This is a genomic window from Paramesorhizobium deserti, from assembly GCF_001558695.1.
Classification (GTDB): domain Bacteria; phylum Pseudomonadota; class Alphaproteobacteria; order Rhizobiales; family Rhizobiaceae; genus Paramesorhizobium; species Paramesorhizobium deserti.
Genome location: NZ_LNTU01000038.1, coordinates 113,232 through 131,040, shown reverse-complemented (window position 1 = coordinate 131,040; position 17,809 = coordinate 113,232). Strand labels below are relative to the sequence as shown.

Annotated in this window: 15 protein-coding genes; 6 read left to right on the top strand and 9 right to left on the bottom strand. The window is 60.6% G+C overall.

Going from position 1 to position 17,809, the window contains the following annotated elements; all coding sequences use genetic code 11:
- Positions 1-4: 4 nt before the first annotated feature.
- From ATN84_RS21630 to ATN84_RS21615, 4 genes are all read right to left on the bottom strand, one after another.
- Positions 5-841, bottom strand: coding sequence for an ATP-binding cassette domain-containing protein (locus ATN84_RS21630; RefSeq protein WP_082766430.1), 837 nt, complete (start codon positions 839-841; stop codon positions 5-7).
- Positions 838-2,649, bottom strand: coding sequence for a dipeptide/oligopeptide/nickel ABC transporter permease/ATP-binding protein (locus ATN84_RS21625; protein WP_068884580.1), 1,812 nt, complete (start codon positions 2,647-2,649; stop codon positions 838-840). Before ATN84_RS21625 ends, ATN84_RS21630 begins: the two co-directional genes overlap by 4 nt.
- On the bottom strand, positions 2,646-3,593 hold the full coding sequence (locus ATN84_RS21620) for an ABC transporter permease (protein ID WP_068884579.1): 948 nt from the start codon (positions 3,591-3,593) through the stop codon (positions 2,646-2,648). The genes ATN84_RS21625 and ATN84_RS21620 overlap by 4 nt, the downstream gene beginning before the upstream one ends.
- Positions 3,594-3,655: 62 nt before the next feature.
- Entirely contained in the window at positions 3,656-5,212 is a 1,557-nt protein-coding gene (locus ATN84_RS21615) for an ABC transporter substrate-binding protein (RefSeq protein ID WP_068884578.1), read from the bottom strand.
- 141 nt (positions 5,213-5,353) lie between these two features.
- Between ATN84_RS21615 and ATN84_RS21610 the strand changes: the two genes are divergently transcribed.
- Positions 5,354-6,607 carry a Zn-dependent hydrolase gene (locus ATN84_RS21610; RefSeq protein ID WP_068884577.1) on the top strand — a complete coding sequence of 418 codons (1,254 nt, stop codon included), beginning with the start codon at positions 5,354-5,356 and terminating at the stop codon, positions 6,605-6,607.
- 18 nt (positions 6,608-6,625) lie between these two features.
- Here ATN84_RS21610 and ATN84_RS21605 read toward each other — a convergent pair whose 3' ends face one another.
- Positions 6,626-7,117 (bottom strand): MarR family winged helix-turn-helix transcriptional regulator, encoded by a 492-nt coding sequence (locus ATN84_RS21605; protein ID WP_068884576.1) that lies wholly within the window; start codon positions 7,115-7,117, stop codon positions 6,626-6,628.
- 93 nt (positions 7,118-7,210) lie between these two features.
- Here ATN84_RS21605 and ATN84_RS21600 point away from each other — a divergent pair, with 93 nt between their 5' ends.
- The 3 genes from ATN84_RS21600 to ATN84_RS21590 are packed head-to-tail and all read left to right on the top strand — an operon-like array spanning position 7,211 to position 11,926.
- Positions 7,211-8,986 (top strand): N-acetylglutaminylglutamine amidotransferase, encoded by a 1,776-nt coding sequence (locus tag ATN84_RS21600; RefSeq protein WP_068884575.1) that lies wholly within the window; start codon positions 7,211-7,213, stop codon positions 8,984-8,986.
- A 4-nt stretch (positions 8,987-8,990) separates the two neighbouring features.
- Positions 8,991-10,799 (top strand): N-acetylglutaminylglutamine synthetase, encoded by a 1,809-nt coding sequence (gene ngg / locus ATN84_RS21595; RefSeq protein ID WP_068884574.1) that lies wholly within the window; start codon positions 8,991-8,993, stop codon positions 10,797-10,799.
- Positions 10,796-11,926, top strand: a complete 1,131-nt coding sequence (locus ATN84_RS21590) for an osmoprotectant NAGGN system M42 family peptidase (protein WP_068884573.1) — start codon at positions 10,796-10,798, stop codon at positions 11,924-11,926. The genes ngg and ATN84_RS21590 overlap by 4 nt, the downstream gene beginning before the upstream one ends.
- A 40-nt stretch (positions 11,927-11,966) precedes the next feature.
- Here ATN84_RS21590 and def read toward each other — a convergent pair whose 3' ends face one another.
- Entirely contained in the window at positions 11,967-12,575 is a 609-nt protein-coding gene (def, locus tag ATN84_RS21585) for a peptide deformylase (protein ID WP_068884572.1), read from the bottom strand.
- Between the two features lie 177 nt (positions 12,576-12,752).
- Here def and ATN84_RS21580 point away from each other — a divergent pair, with 177 nt between their 5' ends.
- Both ATN84_RS21580 and ATN84_RS21575 read left to right on the top strand, forming a co-directional pair.
- The gene (locus ATN84_RS21580) at positions 12,753-13,067 is read left to right on the top strand and encodes a hypothetical protein (protein WP_068884571.1); all 315 of its coding nucleotides are present in this window, start codon (positions 12,753-12,755) and stop codon (positions 13,065-13,067) included.
- A 688-nt stretch (positions 13,068-13,755) separates the two neighbouring features.
- On the top strand, positions 13,756-14,007 hold the full coding sequence (locus ATN84_RS21575; RefSeq protein WP_153020334.1) for a hypothetical protein: 252 nt from the start codon (positions 13,756-13,758) through the stop codon (positions 14,005-14,007).
- A 30-nt stretch (positions 14,008-14,037) separates the two neighbouring features.
- On the opposite strand, the gene cysQ is transcribed toward ATN84_RS21575, so the two are convergent.
- Genes cysQ through cysD form a run of 3 tightly spaced genes read right to left on the bottom strand, consistent with a single transcriptional unit; the run spans position 14,038 to position 17,720 of the window.
- Complete coding sequence (gene cysQ / locus ATN84_RS21570; RefSeq protein ID WP_068884569.1) at positions 14,038-14,874, bottom strand: 3'(2'),5'-bisphosphate nucleotidase CysQ; 837 nt, start codon at positions 14,872-14,874, stop codon at positions 14,038-14,040.
- Positions 14,875-16,815 (bottom strand): bifunctional sulfate adenylyltransferase/adenylyl-sulfate kinase NodQ, encoded by a 1,941-nt coding sequence (nodQ, locus tag ATN84_RS21565; RefSeq protein WP_068884568.1) that lies wholly within the window; start codon positions 16,813-16,815, stop codon positions 14,875-14,877.
- Positions 16,815-17,720, bottom strand: coding sequence for a sulfate adenylyltransferase subunit CysD (gene cysD, locus ATN84_RS21560; protein ID WP_068884567.1), 906 nt, complete (start codon positions 17,718-17,720; stop codon positions 16,815-16,817). The genes nodQ and cysD overlap by 1 nt, the downstream gene beginning before the upstream one ends.
- Positions 17,721-17,809 lie beyond the last annotated feature (89 nt).

Genomic DNA, 17,809 nt, shown 5'->3' with positions numbered 1-17,809 from the left:
GCGGCTATCCGCCCTCCAATCGACCACGTCCAGGCGGTTTCAGCCGCGGCGCGCTCGACAACAGTCTTTTCGTATATTCATGCCGGGGCGTTCTGAAAAGCTGTTCAGCAGAGGCTGTTTCGACGATCTCACCGGAATACATCACCGCGACCCGGTCGGAGATGCTTTCCACCACCGCGAGGTCGTGGCTGATGAACAGATAGGACATCTTGAATTCCGCCCTGAGATCCTCCAGCAACAGGAGCGTCTGCGCCTGAACGGATACGTCAAGGGCGGAAACCGGCTCGTCGAGCACGATGATACGCGGCTCCGCGGCCAACGCCCGGGCGATGGCGATGCGCTGCGCCTGGCCACCGGAAAATTCGTGCGGATAGCGCTCCAGCGTATTGGCCGGCATCTGCACGGCGTCCATGAGTTCCTTCATGCGCGCCCGGCGCCGGACTTTGTCATACCCCTTCAGAAGCCGCAGCGGCGGATCGAGTATCGCATCGATCGTCTTGCGCGGATTGAGAGAGGATACCGGATCCTGGAAGACATACTGGATCACACGCCCGAAAGCGCGCGGCCCTTCGGCTCTAAGCGCCGCCGCATCCTTTCCGGCGATGCGCATGTCGCCCGATGTCGGCTTCTCAAGGCCCACCATCATCCGCGCGAGCGTGGACTTGCCCGAACCGCTCTCGCCGACCACCGCGAGCGTTTCTCCGGGCCGCAGCGCCAGCGTGACATCTCTGACGGCCCTGACCTCATGACCACGTCCGCGGAACAATGACCACCCGCCGGCAAACGTCTTGGTGAGATTGGTCACGCTGATCGCATCCACGGGTCTCCTCGTTTCTGTCATGCGCCGCGCCCCCGGTCCGTGTCGGCTGACGGCAGCGCGCGGATGGCGTCGAGAAAGGCCCGCCCCTGCCCCGGTATGGGAACGCAGGCGATCAGCCGCTTGGTATAGGGATGTTTCGGATCACCGAGAACGGTCGCCGTTTCTCCCGCTTCGACGATTTCCCCATGCCGCATGACCGCCACCCGATCGCAGATCTCGGCCACCACGCCGAAATCATGCGTGATGAAGAGAAGCGCCAGCCCCCTGTCGCGACGCAGGGCCTGGAGCAGCCGCAGTATCTCCGCCTGGACGGTGACATCGAGCGCCGTGGTCGGTTCGTCCGCGATGATGATATCTGGATCGTTGGCCAGCGCCATCGCGATGCCCACGCGCTGGCGCTGGCCACCGGAGAGTTCGTGCGGATAGGCGCGTGCCCGCTGCTCGGGATCGGGGATCTGGACGGTCCGCAGGAGTTCGACCGCCTTCTCATGCGCGCCGACCCGGTCGATCGGCTGATGCGCCCGAACAGCCTCCGCCACCTGTTCGCCAACGGTGAAGAGCGGATGCAGCGTCGTCAGCGGATCCTGAAAAATATACGCCACCTTGCCACCCCGGAACGAAGCGATCTGCGTCTCGTCAAGCGAGAGCACGTCGCGGCCTTCGATCGTCACGGCCCCGCCGGTAATGACGCCGGGCGGCGATGCGACAAGGCCCAGGATGGAAAGCGCCGTGACGCTCTTGCCCGACCCGCTCTCGCCGATCAGGCCAAGACATTCGCCCTTGCGCAACGTGAAGCTGATCCCCTTCACTGCGACCTCTCTTCCGCCGCCTTGTTCGAAGCTGGTCTCCAAACCCGTCACGGCGAGTGCCGAAGCCTTTGCCGTTTCGTCCGGTTCGGGCACATGCGGGCGTTCAATACGGGTCACCGGCATGGGACGGCTGAGCGCTCCCGCCCGCAGCCGTGGATCGAGCGCATCGCGCACGCCGTCACCAAGCAGATTAACGCCCATGACGATCAGAAACACCATCACGCCGGGAATGACCGAGATCATCGGAGCGGTGAAGAGAAGCGCCCTGCCCTGCCCGAGCATGGAGCCGAGATCGGCTTGCGGCGGCTGCGCGCCAAGGCCGAGGAAGCTCAGGCCCGCCGTCTCCAGGATCATCCATCCGATCGTCGTCGACATGGTGATGACGATGATCGGCAACACGTTGGGCAGGATTTCCGTCGTCAGGATCGCGATGTGGCTCTTGCCGGAAAGGCGCGCGGCGTCCACGAACTCCCTGTGCGAAAGACCGCGTGTGATCCCGCGCACATTGCGGGCGAAAAACGGGATGTTGACAATGGCGATGGCGTAGAGCGCGTTGAGCAGACCGGGGCCCAACACCGCCACGATTGCCAGCGCCAGCAGGATATAGGGAAACGCCATCAGCATATCGATGCCGCGCATGATGAGATTGTCCGCCCGCCCGCCCGCATAACCAGCGACAAGACCGATCAGCGAGCCGAAGAACGCCGCTGCCAGGGCAGCGGAAATGCCGACAAACAGGGAAACGCGCGTCCCCCAGACAAGGCGCGCCAGCACGTCCCGTCCCAGATGATCGGTGCCGAGCAGATGACCTTCGGAAAACAGCGGAAGCAGCCGGTTGGCCGGGCTCGTCGTGTCGGGGTCATGGAGCGGCAGGATCGGAGCCATCAGCGCCATGATCACGATCAGGACGACGATATAGAAGGCTGCGGCCGCCAGCCTGTTGTTCATGAGGAGCCGCCAGGCCGTGCGCGACTGACCGCTGTCCTTTGGCGGCCCCACTTCCAATGCCTGCGTGCTCATGTCTTGAGCCTCGGATCAAGGACCGCCTGCACGATGTCGGCGATGAGGTTGACGAACACATAGGCGGCGGCAACGAACAGCACGCCCCCCTGCACGAGAAGAAGGTCGCGCGTGGAAATGGCCTTGACCAGCATCGCGCCGATGCCCGGCCACTGGAACACCGTCTCGATATAGACCGCGCCGCCCAGCACGAAGCCCGCCTGAAGACCGATCACCGGAACAACGCTGACCATCGCCGCCTTGAGCGCGTGGCGATAGATCACCTTACGTTCGCTCAAGCCTTTCGCCCGTGCCGTGCGAATGAAGTCCTGCCTCAAGACTTCGAGCATGGCCGTTCGCGTCAGCCGCGCCACCACGCCGGTGGCGACGACGGCAAGCGTCACCGCGGGCAACAGCAGATGCTTGAGAAGATCGGCAAGATCGCCGCCTCCATAGATCGCGTACATGCCGGACGCCGGCAGGATGCGCAATTGCACGGCGAACAGCAGGATCAGCAGCAGCCCGAGGAAGAAAGACGGTATGGATATGCCGATCAGGACGAAAAAGGTCACGACCCTGTCAACCCAGCCGAACTGGCGTACGGCCGAGACAATGCCTGCCAGCAATCCGAAGACCGTGCATAATATGAGCGCCGTGCCCGCGAGGATGAGCGTTGCGGAGAAGCGCTCCAGCACCTCGTCGAGAACCGGCCGGTTGAGCGCGTATGACCTGCCGAAATCCCCGTGAAGCAGATTTCCCAGCCAGGCGAGATATTGCTGGGGCAGCGCCTTGTCGAGGCCAAGGCTCCGGTTCAGCCGCTCGACATTCTCCGGTGTCGCGTAGGAACCGAGAATGGCCGTCGCCGGATCGCCCGGGATCATCGCCATGATCAGGAAAACGATCATGGACAATCCGAGCAGCACGGGAATGGCTGCGAACAGGCGCTTGGCGATATAGCTGGCCATGGCGGCGGCCTCCGGATCCGAACGCGTTCCCGGCGGGTTTGCCGCCAGGAACGCCTACCACATCACTGCTTGGCGATCTTCTGCAGCATCAGGAAGAAGGACGGCTGCAACTTGAAGCCTTCGACATTGGCGCGCGTAACGGCGTTCTGCTTCCAGTTCGCGACGAACAGCCAGGGCGCATCTTCATGCACGATCGTCTGCATCTCCTTGTAGAGCTCGGCACGCTTCTCCTGGCTGTTGGCGGCCCGCGCCTGGCTGAGGAGCTCATCCACCTTTTCGTTGGAATAATAGCCCGAATTGAAACCACCCTTGTCCGGAAAGGCTTCGGTACGCAGGGTGAGGAACGGCAAGGTATCGGGATCATTGGTCATCCAGGCCATCTCGGCCATATCCGCCTTGCCTTCGAGGCCGGGGTTCACCTTTCCGAGAAAAGTGTTCCATTCATAGGTCTCGATTTTCGTCGGCATGCCAACTGCTTTCAGATCGGCCTGGATGGCGGTGCCCATCGCCACGGGATCGAGCATACCCGAGCCGCCCTCGGTGACATAGAAGGTGAGCTCCTTGCCGTCATATCCGGCTTCTTCGAGCAATTGCTTCGCGCGGTCAGGATCATAGGCGTATGGCTCGATGTCCTCATTATAGGCCCATGCAAATGCCGGTGGTGTCGGCCCGGCCGCAACCTCAGCCGTCCCTTGAAGCACGTTCTCCACCAGGACCTTCTTGTTGACGGCGTGGTTCACCGCCTGGCGGATTTTCTTGTCGGCAAACGGCCCCTCCTTGGTGTTGAGGATCAGGAACCATAAATGCGGGCCGATCTGCTCGTGCACGGTGAAGGCCGGATCATCGCGGAACTGCTGGAGGCTGTCGGGCGGAACCTCCACCATCACGTCGAGACCGCCCGAAAGCATTTCGGCTATGCGCGTGTTGGCGTCGGTGATCGGCCGATAGATGATGGCCTCGAGCGGTGGAGCGCCATCCCAGTAATCCTCGTTGCGCGTGACGACCACGCGCGAATTCGCCTGCCATTCCTCGAATTTGAAGGCGCCTGTACCACTCGGGTGACGGCCGAAATCCTTGCCATGCTGCTCTACGGCCGCCGGCGACACGATCAGTCCCGTGGGATAGGCAAGGTTGGAAAGGAATGGCGCATAAGGCTCCGAGAGCTTGAACTCCACAGTGAGATCATCAAGCGCGGTAACCTTCTCGACCGAGGAGAAGAAGAAGGCCAGCGGGAACGGCCCCGTATCGTGATAGGGATGTTTCTCGTCGAGCATGCGGTCGAAGTTGAACTTCACCGCCTCGGCATTGAAGGGCGAGCCGTCATGAAAGGTGACGCCGGAGCGCAGCTTGAACGTATAGGTCTTTCCGTCTTCGGATACATCCCAGCTTTCAGCCAGGGAAGGCTCCACCTCCAGCGTGCCCTCCTTGTAGCGGGTGAGCCCGTCATAGACATTCACCAGGATACGAAAGTCGTTCACCGCGGTGACGGCCTGCGGATCGAGCGATTTCGGCTCGGCTATCTGCCCCACGATAAGGGCGTTGGGCGGTGTCTGTGCAGACACCGGTGGAGCGACGGCCAAAAACACCGCGGCGAGAACAGCAGCCAGAATATTCTTCATAACGGTTCCCCTTTCTGTGCTTGCCCACAATTAATTCTGATAATTTGACATCATGCAAGCATTTATCATGATAAATTAGCGCGCCTGCCATTCCGGTGGGACGGGCCGCCACCACTTGCTCTCAAAACGAACGGGAAAACGATGCTCCTCGATCATCTCGCTATTGATCCCGACCGTCTGCGCCGATTGCTCGATGGCATCAACGGCTTCGGTTTCAATCCGGAAACGGGAGGCTACAATCGGATCGGCTATTGCGACGCCGACATGGCCGTCCGCGAATGGCTTTCGGACCAGATGCGCACTGCGGGCCTGACCGTCCGCCGCGACGCTGTCGCAAATCTTTTCGGCCGGTTCGGCCCGGCGGATGGCCCCTGCATCATGGTCGGATCACATCTCGATACGGTCCCGGAAGGCGGAGCCTTCGACGGGGCTCTCGGCGTGGCAGCCGCATTGGAATGCGTACGCGCGATCCGGGAGGCCGGTCTTGTTCCGGGTTTGGCGATCGAGGTCGTGGCGACAGCCGAAGAGGAAGGGCGCTTCGGCGGCATGCTCGGCTCCCAATCCATTGCCGGCATCGTGACCGCCAAGTGGGTCTCGCGGGCCTGCGATGCCGACGGCGTCACATTGGTAGACGCCATGGCCGCCCAAGGGCTGAATGCCACCGATGCAGTGGATGCAAAGCGCAGCAGCGGAGATATCCGCGCCTTTCTCGAACTGCATATCGAGCAGGGCCCGGTCCTGGAGAGCCGGGGATTATCGGTCGGCATCGTGCGTTCGGTCGCCGGGGTCCGCAATCTTCGTGTGCGTTTCGAAGGTGAAGCCAATCACTCGGGCACGACGCCGATGGATATGCGCGCCGATGCCTTCGCCGGCCTGGCGATGGTCGGCACGGCTATTCCGGAAATCATCACCACTCACGGAGGTGAAAATACGCGCGTCACGATCGGCAAAGCGGATTTGCTCCCGAATTTCATCCACACCATCCCCGGCGAGGCCGAGTTCGTCATCAATATCCGCGATACCGATCCCGCGCTCATTGAATCAGTCGATGCCGCTTTGCGGGAGGCAATTGGCACGGCTGCCCGTACAAATCGCCTAAAAGCCGGCATCGTCGAGCAAAGCCGCATCGCACCGGTCCAGCTGGATCGCGATCTCGCCGCCTTGCTGCAGGAAGAGGCGAGCCGGTTGGGATTGGAGGCGCTGGCAATGCCCTCGGGTGCGGGACACGACGCGCAGACAATGCAGGCACTATGTCCGGCCGCGCTGATCTTCGTGCCGAGCCGTGGCGGCGTCAGTCACTCCCCGAGGGAATGGACCGATTGGGCGGATATCGAAAAGGGCGCCAATCTCCTGCTGGCAGCGCTGGTGAGGCTCAGCGGCAGCATCAAGCGGTAGTTGAACATTAACAAATGCTTAAATGTGAGAACCATTCCCACCAGCAGCGCTCATGAGCTCCGCCAGCGTCGTCAGGCTGGTAATCAGCTCGCGTCTTCGACCGGAGGGAAGCATAGCAAAACGCCGGGCGAACCCATCGCCGAACACGCGCGGAGCGTGAGAAATGAGTTGCTGCCCTTTCGGGGTGAGGCGCGTGAAAACAATGCGGCGATCCGTGTCGGACCTGTAGCGCTGCACGATGGCGCGCTGCTCCAGATTTTCCAGCACCGTCACCACCGTTGCCGGGCTCAGATCGGCATGATCGGCCAGCGCCTTTGTCGTCACCTGGCCCAGTTCCGCCACCGCCATCAGGATCACCAGTTGCGGCCCGGTCAGCCCGATGGATTTTGCCAGCGCGCGCGACTGCAGATCGTTAGCGCGAACGATGCGGCGGATGGATTTCAGCAGGCTGCGCGTTTCCTCCGGGGATACGGACTCGGCGAGAACGGCGGATGAAATTTCCTGGCTCATGGCGCTTCATTTGACTTCAAATCATTTGAACTCTAACTATATGAACCTGTGAATGCAAATTAGCAACCGACAATGGAGGATATGGACCCGCGAATGTGCGGCATCTGTGGTGAAGTAAGATTCGATGGCGTCGCGCCATCCATTCCAGCGATTTCGAAGATGATGGAAGCCCTTGCCCCGAGAGGGCCGGATGGTTCGGGCATCGTTTCCCACGGCAACGCGGGCTTCGGCCACCGGCGGCTGCGCATCATCGACCTCTCGGACAAAGCCCAGCAGCCGATGGTGGATTCCATGCTGGGCCTGACGATCGCCTTCAACGGCTGCATCTATAACTATCCGGAATTGCGCCGTGAACTCGAGGCAAAGGGTTACAGCTTCTTCTCGCACGGCGATACAGAGGTGATCCTGAAGGCCTGGCATGCCTGGGGCGAGAAATGCGTCGAGCGCTTCCATGGCATGTTTGCCTTCGTCATCCAGGAACGGGACAACGGCCGTGTCATCATGGTGCGAGACCGCTTCGGCATCAAGCCGCTCTACCTCGCCCAAACCGGCCAGAGGCTGCGCTTCGCCTCGTCGCTGCCCGCGCTGCTGCAGGCGGGCGATATCGATACTTCCGTCGACCGCGTGGCGCTCCATCACTATATGAGCTTTCACGCCGTGGTTCCGCCGCCGCGCACCGTCATCAACGGCGTGCGCAAGCTGCCGCCCGCCACTATCCGCATCATCGAGCCTGACGGACAATTTTCCGACCGTCGCTATTGGAATCCCCCCTATCAGCGCGATTCGGCCGAAAGCAATGTTTCCAGCGAAGAATGGCGCGATCGCGTGCTGGAAGCGCTGCGGCTGGCGGTGAAACGGCGCATGGTGGCCGATGTTCCGGTGGGCGTGCTGCTCTCGGGCGGCGTCGATTCCAGCCTCATCGTCGGCCTTCTCGCCGAGGCAGGCCAGACAGGATTGATGAGTTTCTCTGTTGGTTTCGAAGAAGCAAATGGCGAAAAAGGCGACGAATTCGTCTACTCCGACCTGATCGCCCGCGAATTCGGCACCGATCACCACAAGATTTTCGTCCCCTCAGATCGCCTGATGGATGCGCTGCCGGGAACCTTCGCCGCGATGTCGGAGCCCATGGTCTCCTATGACAATGTCGGTTTTTACCTGCTCTCGCAGGAGGTCTCGAAGCACATCAAGGTCGTGCAGTCCGGACAGGGAGCCGATGAAGTGTTCGGCGGTTATCACTGGTACCCACCCTTGGCCAATTCCAACGACGTCGTGGACGACTATGCCCGCGTCTTCTGCGACCGCTCGCACGAGACGCTGAAACGCCAGCTTGGCCCGGACTGGATCGACGGCGAAGATTTTAGCCGGACCTTCATCGAGGCGGAACTCATGCGCCCTGGCGCCGACACGCCGGTCGACCGCGCGCTGCGGCTCGATTCCAACGTCATGCTCGTCGACGACCCGGTAAAGCGGGTGGACAATATGACGATGGCCTGGGGCCTGGAGGCCCGGGTGCCATTCCTCGATCATGAACTGGTGGAGCTTGCCGCCCGCATTCCTCCTGAAGAAAAACTGAAGGGCAACGGCAAGGGCGTGCTCAAGGATGCGGCCCGCATGGTCGTTCCCACTGATGTGATCGACCGCAAGAAGGGCTATTTCCCGGTTCCACAGTTGAAATATGTCGATGGTCCCTATCTCGACATGGTTCGCGATGCCCTGACATCCGATGCGGCCCGCGAACGTGGGCTGTTCAGAAAGGACTATCTCGATAAACTGTTTGCTGCGCCGGCGGAGCACATCACGCCGCTGCGCGGCTCCGAGCTGTGGCAGGCGGGCCTGCTCGAAATGTGGCTACAGACACACGGGATCTGAAGAGATGACGAAAACTGTCAGCACAAGAGGAAATGGCGGAAGAAGCGAAGGGGCGTTGGACCATCGGCTGAAACGGCTTCGCCTCCATTCGATGAAGGGACCGATCGAAGGCGGTGGCGACGCCGAAGATGCGGCGCGCAAATCGGTCGTGCTCGACTGCGGATGGGGGCGCCTGATCTTCGCCCAGACCTTTACGAGCAATGAGGAAATCGTCGACGTTCTGCGGCAGGAGCAACAGGACCAGCGTGACATCGCTTTTTATGTGCGCGACCCGCATATCCTTTTGTCGTTGGCGCCGCAGGAGGCGTTTCTCGATCCGTCCCACACCTATCGGCTGGATCTTTCGACCTACCGGGCCGGCAGACGGCGGCCGAAAGGCTTCTTCATTCGCCGGCTCGCTTCTGAAGCCGATGCCAGGGCCGTCAACGCGATCTATGCATCGCGCGGCATGGTGCCGGTCTCCCCCGACTTCTTCTGGGCCAAGCGCGACAGCCGCTCGCTCACCTATTTCGTCGCCGAGGAGGAGGCGACGGGCAAGATCATCGGCACCGTCACGGGCGTCGATCACCATCGCCTTTTCAATGATCCCGAGCGCGGATCTTCACTCTGGTGCCTGGCGGTCGATCCGCAGTCCCGTCATCCGGGGATCGGCGAAATGCTGGTGAGGCGGCTCTGCGAATATTTCCAGGCGCGCGGCGCTGCCTATGTCGACCTTTCCGTCCTGCACGACAATGAACTGGCGATCGGGCTTTACGAGAAGCTGGGTTTCGAGCGTATTCCCGTCTTCGCCGTCAAGCGGAAAAACCCGATCAACGAAAAGCTCTTCGCCTCCCCGCTGGAGGAATACGACGCGCTCAATCCCTATGCCCGGATCATCGTCAACGAGGCGCGGCGGCGCGGCGTTCATGCCGAGATCACCGATGCGGCCGGCGGCTTCTTCCGCCTCACCTATGGCGGCCGCTCGATCCATTGTCGCGAGAGCCTGTCGGAGATGACATCGGGCGTTGCCGTTTCGATCTGTGACGACAAGGCTGTGACACGGCGCGTCGTTTCGGCCGCCGGGCTCAACGTGCCGGAGCAGATAACCGCCGATGATGAGACCGCACTTGGAGAGTTCCTGGTCCGGCACCAAAGCGTCGTCGTCAAGCCGGCGCGCGGCGAGCAGGGCCGCGGCGTCTCCGTCGGCCTGACGGAAATGGAGGACGTGCAACGTGCCGTCGCCACCGCCCGCGAGATCAGCGACCGGGTGCTGGTCGAATCCTGCTTCGACGGAGAGGACCTGCGGCTGGTCGTGATCGACCACAAGCTGGTAGCGGCGGCGGTGCGCCGTCCGCCCTATGTGGTGGGGGACGGGCAGACGGACCTGAAAAAACTGATCGAGCAGCAATCCCGCCGCCGCGCGGCGGCGACCGCCGGCGAAAGCACGATCCCCATTGATGAAGAGACCCGGCGCTGCCTTGCCGCTTCCGGCAAGACGCTGGAAACCGTCCCTGCGGCAGGCGAAGAGGTTCTGGTGCGCAAGACCGCCAATTTGCATACCGGCGGATCCATCCATGATGTCACCGATATCGTCCACCCGAAGCTGGTGGAGGCGGCCTGCCGCGCCTCGCAGGCGATCGATATCCCCGTTACCGGGATCGATTTCATGATCAAGTCACCGTCACAGCCGGACTATGTGTTCATAGAAGCGAATGAACGGCCGGGGCTCGCCAATCACGAGCCGCAACCGACGGCCGAACGCTTCATTGACCTGTTGTTTCCGCTGTCGCGGGCCCGACGCTTTCAGGACGCTTCCACCAAGGCAATTGCATGAACAAGCTCAGGATCGATGCCGACTACCTGCTGGACCAATTGAAAGCGCTACTGTCGATCGACAGCCCGACCGGCTATACCGATAATGCCGTCCGCTATTGCAGCCGCGAGTTGGAAAGGCTTGGCCTGAAGCCGGAACTGACCAGACGCGGAGCGATCCGCGCCGTCAGCCAGGGCGGCAGGCGCGAAGGCGCTCGCGCGATCGTCTCGCATATCGATACGCTTGGCGCGCAGGTGAAGGCGATCAAACCCAATGGCCGCCTAGAACTCGCGCCGATCGGCCATTGGTCGGCGCGCTTTGCCGAGGGCGCCCGCGTCACCATCTATGGATATGAAAATATCCTGCGCGGCACCATCCTCCCGCTCAAGGCGTCAGGCCACACCTTCAACGAGGAAGTGGACACCCAACCGACCGGCTGGCGTTTCGTCGAACTGCGCATCGATGCGCAAACCACCAGCGCTACGGAAACGACCGCGCTGGGTGTCGAGATCGGCGACATTGTTGCAGTCGATCCGCAGCCGGAATTCCTCGACAACGGCTTCATCAACTCCCGCCATCTCGACGACAAGGCAGGCGTGGCGATCATGCTCGCGACGATAGAAGCCTTCGAGCGTTCCGGCGCGGTCGCCCCTGTCGACGTGCACTGGCTCTTCACCATCGCCGAAGAAGTGGGCGTCGGCGCCTCCTCGGTTATCGTGCCGGAAGTCGCATCGCTGGTGGCAGTCGACAATGGTACCAGCGCTCCCGGCCAGAACTCCTCCGAGTTCGGCGTCACCATCTGCATGGCCGACCAGTCTGGTCCTTTCGACTACCATCTCACGAAGCAGCTGGTGGAGCTCTGCCGGGATAACGGGATAGATCATCGAAAGGATGTCTTCCGCCATTATCGCTCGGACTCGGCCTCCGCCCTCGAGGCCGGCCACGATATCCGCACCGCGCTCGTCACCTTCGGCGTCGATGCCTCGCATGGCTACGAGCGCATCCACCTCGATGCTCTCCGCTCCGTGGGCGAACTGCTGACGCGCTACGTGACCAGCCCCATCGAGATTGCCCGCGATACCAAGGAGTTTTCCGACGTCCGGTCCTTTACCAAGCAACCCGCCCCCGAAGCCGGGGACAAGGTCTGAGCGCTACGGGAAGGCGGCCGCGGCCGGCCATGAAATACCGTCAGCCTTGTCCGCACCGGCAGGAAGCGAGCTTTTCCGCCTCTTTGGCCGATTTGTCTTTCCAGTATCTGCTGTAATTCTCCACCGAGGCGAAGCTGCCGCTCAGCATCCGGTCGATATAGAGCGTTCCGTTCAGATGATCGATTTCGTGCTGGAGAATGCGGGCGTACCAGCCCTGCGCTTCGATGCGGACGGGTTCTCCCCTGTGATCAAGACAATCCACCGCAACGCGACGGGCCCGCGGCACCATGGCCGTGAATCCTGGAAGGCTCAGGCAGCCCTCGAAGAAAACCACGTCCGGCTCTGACAGAAGCCGGATCTTCGGATTGATGACGACGTGGAAAGGCACGGGCTTCCGCTCGCGCGCGGCCAGGTCCTCTTCGGAAACACCCTGATGATATTCGGGCCGATCCTCGATGACCGCCAGTTGCAGCGACATGCCCACCTGAGGCGCGGCAAGCCCGACACCTGGAGCATCGCGCACGGTCTCGCGCATCAGCTCTATAAGCTGCTGCGTCGACGGCGAGTTGATTTCGTCTACCGTCAGTTCCCGTCCGACCTGCCGGAGGACCGGTTCGCCGACCGTGGAAATCTTGAGACGCAAGGACATAACAAAACCCTTTCTTCATCAAAACCGACTAAAATATGCGGAAGTCATACACGATTGCATGAACAAATACGAGCGGAACGCAAGATGCCGTTCTCATATGCCCATGGCAAGCCGGCACGGATATGCTGGCCTTGGACTTCAAGCCCGACTACAATTCCATCGGCGGGAGGATCAGTCATGGAGGCACCGTTGGATCTTCGGTTGAAAGGATTTCTCGCGGGCACCTGCATCATTGCCATCGTCGCATCCCTCGTTGTCATCTTTACGGACCTCCCGAGGGCTGAGAAGCACGCCGCGGCCCCTCGCCTGATCTCCGAATGCGAGAAGGAAATCGTGGATGCCGTTCTGGCTCCGGCCAAAAGCGCCGCCGGCAGGCATGCTATGGCCCTTGAGATCAAGCACTGCGACGAAGTCGGCCTGGTGACGCCCGAGGAGAAGGATTTTTTCCTGAGCAGCCCGCTGGGCGACGAGATGAGGACGCAGGGATATTGATCACCGGCAGGAAAGGCGGCGCATGCAGCGCACCATCCAGGCCATCCGCGGGGCGATCCGATCATTTTTTGGGCTCGAAGGGAGGAGGCGGGATCTGAACGCCATTCGCCTTTGCCTTGGGACGGCATTCCAGGCGGTATAATGGAGGCGCTGGCGGGGTCTTTTGCATCCCGCGGCTCCTCATGTCCTGGTTTTCGTCGTCTGCTCCGTTGATCCGCACATCCTTGCGGACCAGATAGCAGAATTCGTTCTCATACTCCCTGGTATAGGTGGAAGGGCATCCAATGCCCAATGGCGCGTGCAAATCTTGTGCAGAAGCATAATTGAAGCGAGATAAAGAAAATAAGGCACAATAAAAAACGATATCCATTTTAAAATACTTGTAATTATAGAAATTATATAAAACAGAACTATACGTATAATATATATAGAGCCTTATAACAGGAACATATCTGTCAGGCGTCTGACACCATTATAAACTTGCCTGCCACCATCTCATCCACGATACAATGGCAAGAAATGGGCCGAAAAAATATCGATCGCCGTCAAAATCGCGAAGGCGGAACACCCGTCTTATAAGCTCCCTATTTTCCGTGAGAAAAACATAGCAATTACAAACAGCACCCGCGATGTGCTATTTATTACCGATATTGGAATTCATATAAGATAGCGGGTAATGATTATCCAAATGATTGAAACGCTCAAAAAGTTGAATCTTGATTTATTGAAGTTCGAAGATCAGAAAATCGCCGCCTCTCATCTTGAATATATTATGGAACAGGCGCTCGACGCGCGGCATGTATTCTTCTCTTATCTTATTGGAATGGCCGTTATAGAGCTGCGCTCCATTATAAAGGAAAGAATGGAAAGTACTGAATCCGTACCCTGCGGCGGTCGGGGCAAAAGTGAAAAGTTCCTCCGCATGATGAACCATAAATAGGTCTTTGACCCGGCCCTTTCCGACGCACCGTCAGGATTGCGCCGGGACCCACCTGCCACATGCGATGAATGATGGATTGGCGAAATCGCAGTCATCGGGCTGTTCGCGCTTTCCGTAGAGCAGGAGCTGGCCTTCGGTCGTCCACGCCCCGCCGCCAGCGGCGCGCAGGACCGCGTCTCCAGCCGCCGTGTCCCACTCCATGGTCCGCCCGAAGCGCGGATAGATATCCGCCTCGCCCCGCGCCACAAGGCAGAATTTAAGCGAGGAGCCGACCGAAACGCATTCGGCGATATCAAAGCCGGCGAGATAATCATCCGTTTCAGCCGTGCGGTGCGAGCGGCTGGCGACGGCGACCATCCGCGCGGGGCAATCGCGTGCAATGATCTGGCGATATGGCCCGAACCGCCCCTCTGCATCGACCGCGGCCTCGCGCGCGCCATCCGGGCCGCCGGAAAAGAGCATCCCGCGCGCCGGCGCATGAACAACGCCAAGGATGGGCACGCCATGGTCGATCAGAGCGATATTGACAGTGAAATCGCCATTCCGCCCCACGAATTCACGCGTTCCGTCGAGAGGATCGACCAGATAGAAGCGACGTCCGAGATGACCCGGCGTCCGTCCCTCCGATACCTCTTCTTCGGCGACGACGGGAATATCGGGCGTCGCTTCGCGCAGCGCCGTCAGGATAATTGCTTCCGCCGCCTTATCGGCATGTGTCACCGGTGAATTGTCGCCCTTGAGCGCAACATCGAAATCGCCGGCATAGATCTCCATGATGGCGCGCCCGGCGTCGATGGCGGCCCTTTCCATGAGGACAAGAAGCGCATGGTCGTCGATCGCCGCGTCGGCGGGAGAAAGAGCGCTCATTCAGATCGACCAGGAATCGGCATTGAAATTGCTGATGATACCGTGGTCACCGAGATATTTCTCGACCTCAGCCGCGAGTTCCTCCGTCGTGCGACCGCTCGTCTTCAGATGAATTTCCGGATTCTCCGGTCTTTCATAGGGCGAATCCACGCCCGTGAAATTCTTGATCTCGCCGCGCAGCGCCTTGGCATAGAGGCCTTTCGGGTCGCGCTTGATGCATTCCTCGATCGGCGTATCGACGAAGATCTCGATGAACTCCCCTTCGGGCAGGAGTTCGCGCACCAGCCGTCGCTCAGCCCGGAAAGGCGAGATGAAGGAGACGAGCACGATCAGCCCGGCATCCGCCATCAGCTTCGTCACCTCCCCGACGCGGCGGATATTCTCCACGCGGTCCTCGGCGGTGAAGCCCAGATCACGGTTCAAGCCGTGGCGGACATTATCGCCGTCGAGAATGTAGGTGTGCTTCCCAAGCGAATGGAGGTGCTTTTCCAGAAGGTTGGCGACCGTCGACTTGCCCGAACCAGACAGGCCGGTGAACCAGAGGACGGCCGGGCGCTGGCTCTTCTGCGCGGCGCGGGCATCCCTGTCGACATCGAGCGCCTGCCAATGCACGTTGGAGGCGCGCCTCAGCGCGAAATCGATCATGCCGGCGCCGACCGTCGCGTTGGTCATGCGGTCGATGATGATGAAGGAGCCGGTCGAGCGGTTCTCCTTATAAGGGTCGAAGGCGATCGGCTCGCCGGTCGAAAGATTGCAGACGCCGACCTCGTTCAGCGCTAGGTGCTTCGCCGCTTCCTGAGCGAAGCTGTTGATGTTGATGCGGTATTTGAGATCGGTGATGGTGACGCTCACCTGATCGGTTTCGGTACGCAGGAGATAAGGGCGGCCGGGGATCATCGCCTCCTCGCCGAACCAGACGAGATGGGCCGCGAACTGATCGGCGACATCGGGCCGGGCGTCGGGCGCCACCAGCATGTTGCCGCGCGATACCTCCACCTCGTCCTCCAGGACAAGGGTCACTGCCTGCCCCTCGACGGCTTGCTCGAGATCGCCGTCCTGCGTGACGATGCGCTTGACCCGCGATGCCTTGCCGGATTTGGCGACGACGACAGGGCTGCCTACCGAGATCGTGCCGGAAGCGATCGTTCCGGCGAAACCGCGGAAATTCTGGTTCGGACGGTTCACATATTGCACCGGAAAACGGAACGGCCGGGCCGCATCGGTTTCATCAAGCGAGATCGTTTCGAGATGGGTGAGCAGCGCCGGCCCGTCATACCAGCCGAGCTTTTCCGATTTCAACGTGACATTGTCACCATAACGGGCCGAAATCGGGATCGGCTGGATGGTGGCGAAACCCAGATCGGCGGCAAAGCCCGTGTAATCGGCCACGATGCGATCGAACACATCCTGAGAATAGTCGACGAGGTCGATCTTGTTGACCGCCAGCACGATATGCCGGATGCCGAGCAGCGATGCGATGAAGGAATGCCGCCGCGTCTGTGTCAGCACGCCCTGGCGGGCATCGACCAGAACGATGGCGAGATCCGCCGTGGAGGCCCCCGTCGCCATGTTGCGGGTATATTGCTCATGCCCTGGCGTATCGGCGACGATGAACTTGCGTTTCGGCGTGGCGAAAAAGCGATAGGCGACGTCGATGGTGATGCCCTGCTCGCGCTCGGCCTCCAGCCCGTCCACCAGCAGCGCGAAATCGATATCGTCGCCATTGGTGCCATGCTTGCGGCTGTCATTCTGCAGGGCGGCGAGCTGATCTTCGAAAATGAGCTTGGTATCGTAGAGAAGCCGGCCGATCAGGGTCGATTTCCCATCGTCCACGGAGCCGCAGGTCAAAAAGCGCAGGAGCGATTTTTTCTCCTGGTCGGCCATGAAGGCGAGGACTTCATCCATCTCGTCGACGACGGCGGGCAGATCGATCCTGTTCATCAGAAATATCCCTCGCGCTTCTTCTTTTCCATCGAGCCTGCCTCATCCTTGTCGATGAGACGGCCCTGCCGCTCGGAGGTGCGCGCGATCAACATCTCGCCGACGATCTCCGGCAAGGTGGCCGCGGTCGATTCGATCGCACCGGTCAGCGGATAGCAGCCGAGCGTACGGAAGCGCACCATGCGCTCTTCGATCTTCTCGCCGGCCTTGAGCTCCATGCGCTCGTCATCGACCATGATCAGCATCCCGTCGCGCTCGACCACCGGACGCCTGGCCGCGAAATAGAGCGGCACGATCGGGATGTTCTCCTGCAGGATATATTGCCAGATATCGAGCTCGGTCCAGTTCGACAGCGGGAACACGCGGATGGATTCACCCTTGGCGATACGGGTATTATAGACCTTCCACATTTCAGGACGCTGGTTTTTCGGGTCCCAGCCATGCTGCGCATTGCGGAAGGAGAAGATGCGCTCCTTGGCGCGGGATTTCTCCTCGTCGCGCCGCGCGCCGCCGAAAGCGGCGTCAAAGCCATATTTGTCGAGCGCCTGCCTCAGGCCCACGGTTTTCATGATGTGGGTGTGGGTGTTGGAGCCGTGGACGAAGGGGTTGATACCCTGCCTGACGCCGTCCTCATTGATATGGACACGCAACTCGAACCCGAGCTCCCGCGCCTGGGCATCGCGAAAGGCGATCATTTCGCGGAATTTCCACGTCGTATCGACATGCAGGAACGGAAAGGGCGGCTTCGCCGGATAGAACGCCTTCATCGCCAGATGCAGCATGACGGAGGAATCCTTGCCGATCGAATAGAGCATCACCGGATTGGCGAATGTCGCGGCAACCTCGCGGAAGATATGGATCGATTCGGCTTCAAGACGCTGCAAATGCGTCAAATTCTGATTCATGACGGGTTGATTCCGTTCAGGTTTGGCTTACCGACCGTGATGACGTAGCGTGCCCGGATGGTATAGATAAGGCAAGAGACAGGTCAGTT

Bases quoted from the DNA above. Each gene is read 5' to 3' on its own strand.
- ATN84_RS21630 (WP_082766430.1), bottom strand. From the start codon at position 841: ATGACAGAAACGAGGAGACCCGTGGATGCGATCAGCGTGACCAATCTC.
- ATN84_RS21625 (WP_068884580.1), bottom strand. From the start codon at position 2,649: ATGAGCACGCAGGCATTGGAAGTGGGGCCGCCAAAGGACAGCGGTCAG.
- ATN84_RS21620 (WP_068884579.1), bottom strand. From the start codon at position 3,593: ATGGCCAGCTATATCGCCAAGCGCCTGTTCGCAGCCATTCCCGTGCTG.
- ATN84_RS21615 (WP_068884578.1), bottom strand. From the start codon at position 5,212: ATGAAGAATATTCTGGCTGCTGTTCTCGCCGCGGTGTTTTTGGCCGTC.
- ATN84_RS21610 (WP_068884577.1), top strand. From the start codon at position 5,354: ATGCTCCTCGATCATCTCGCTATTGATCCCGACCGTCTGCGCCGATTG.
- ATN84_RS21605 (WP_068884576.1), bottom strand. From the start codon at position 7,117: ATGAGCCAGGAAATTTCATCCGCCGTTCTCGCCGAGTCCGTATCCCCG.
- ATN84_RS21600 (WP_068884575.1), top strand. From the start codon at position 7,211: ATGTGCGGCATCTGTGGTGAAGTAAGATTCGATGGCGTCGCGCCATCC.
- ngg (WP_068884574.1), top strand. From the start codon at position 8,991: ATGACGAAAACTGTCAGCACAAGAGGAAATGGCGGAAGAAGCGAAGGG.
- ATN84_RS21590 (WP_068884573.1), top strand. From the start codon at position 10,796: ATGAACAAGCTCAGGATCGATGCCGACTACCTGCTGGACCAATTGAAA.
- def (WP_068884572.1), bottom strand. From the start codon at position 12,575: ATGTCCTTGCGTCTCAAGATTTCCACGGTCGGCGAACCGGTCCTCCGG.
- ATN84_RS21580 (WP_068884571.1), top strand. From the start codon at position 12,753: ATGGAGGCACCGTTGGATCTTCGGTTGAAAGGATTTCTCGCGGGCACC.
- ATN84_RS21575 (WP_153020334.1), top strand. From the start codon at position 13,756: ATGATTGAAACGCTCAAAAAGTTGAATCTTGATTTATTGAAGTTCGAA.
- cysQ (WP_068884569.1), bottom strand. From the start codon at position 14,874: ATGAGCGCTCTTTCTCCCGCCGACGCGGCGATCGACGACCATGCGCTT.
- nodQ (WP_068884568.1), bottom strand. From the start codon at position 16,815: ATGAACAGGATCGATCTGCCCGCCGTCGTCGACGAGATGGATGAAGTC.
- cysD (WP_068884567.1), bottom strand. From the start codon at position 17,720: ATGAATCAGAATTTGACGCATTTGCAGCGTCTTGAAGCCGAATCGATC.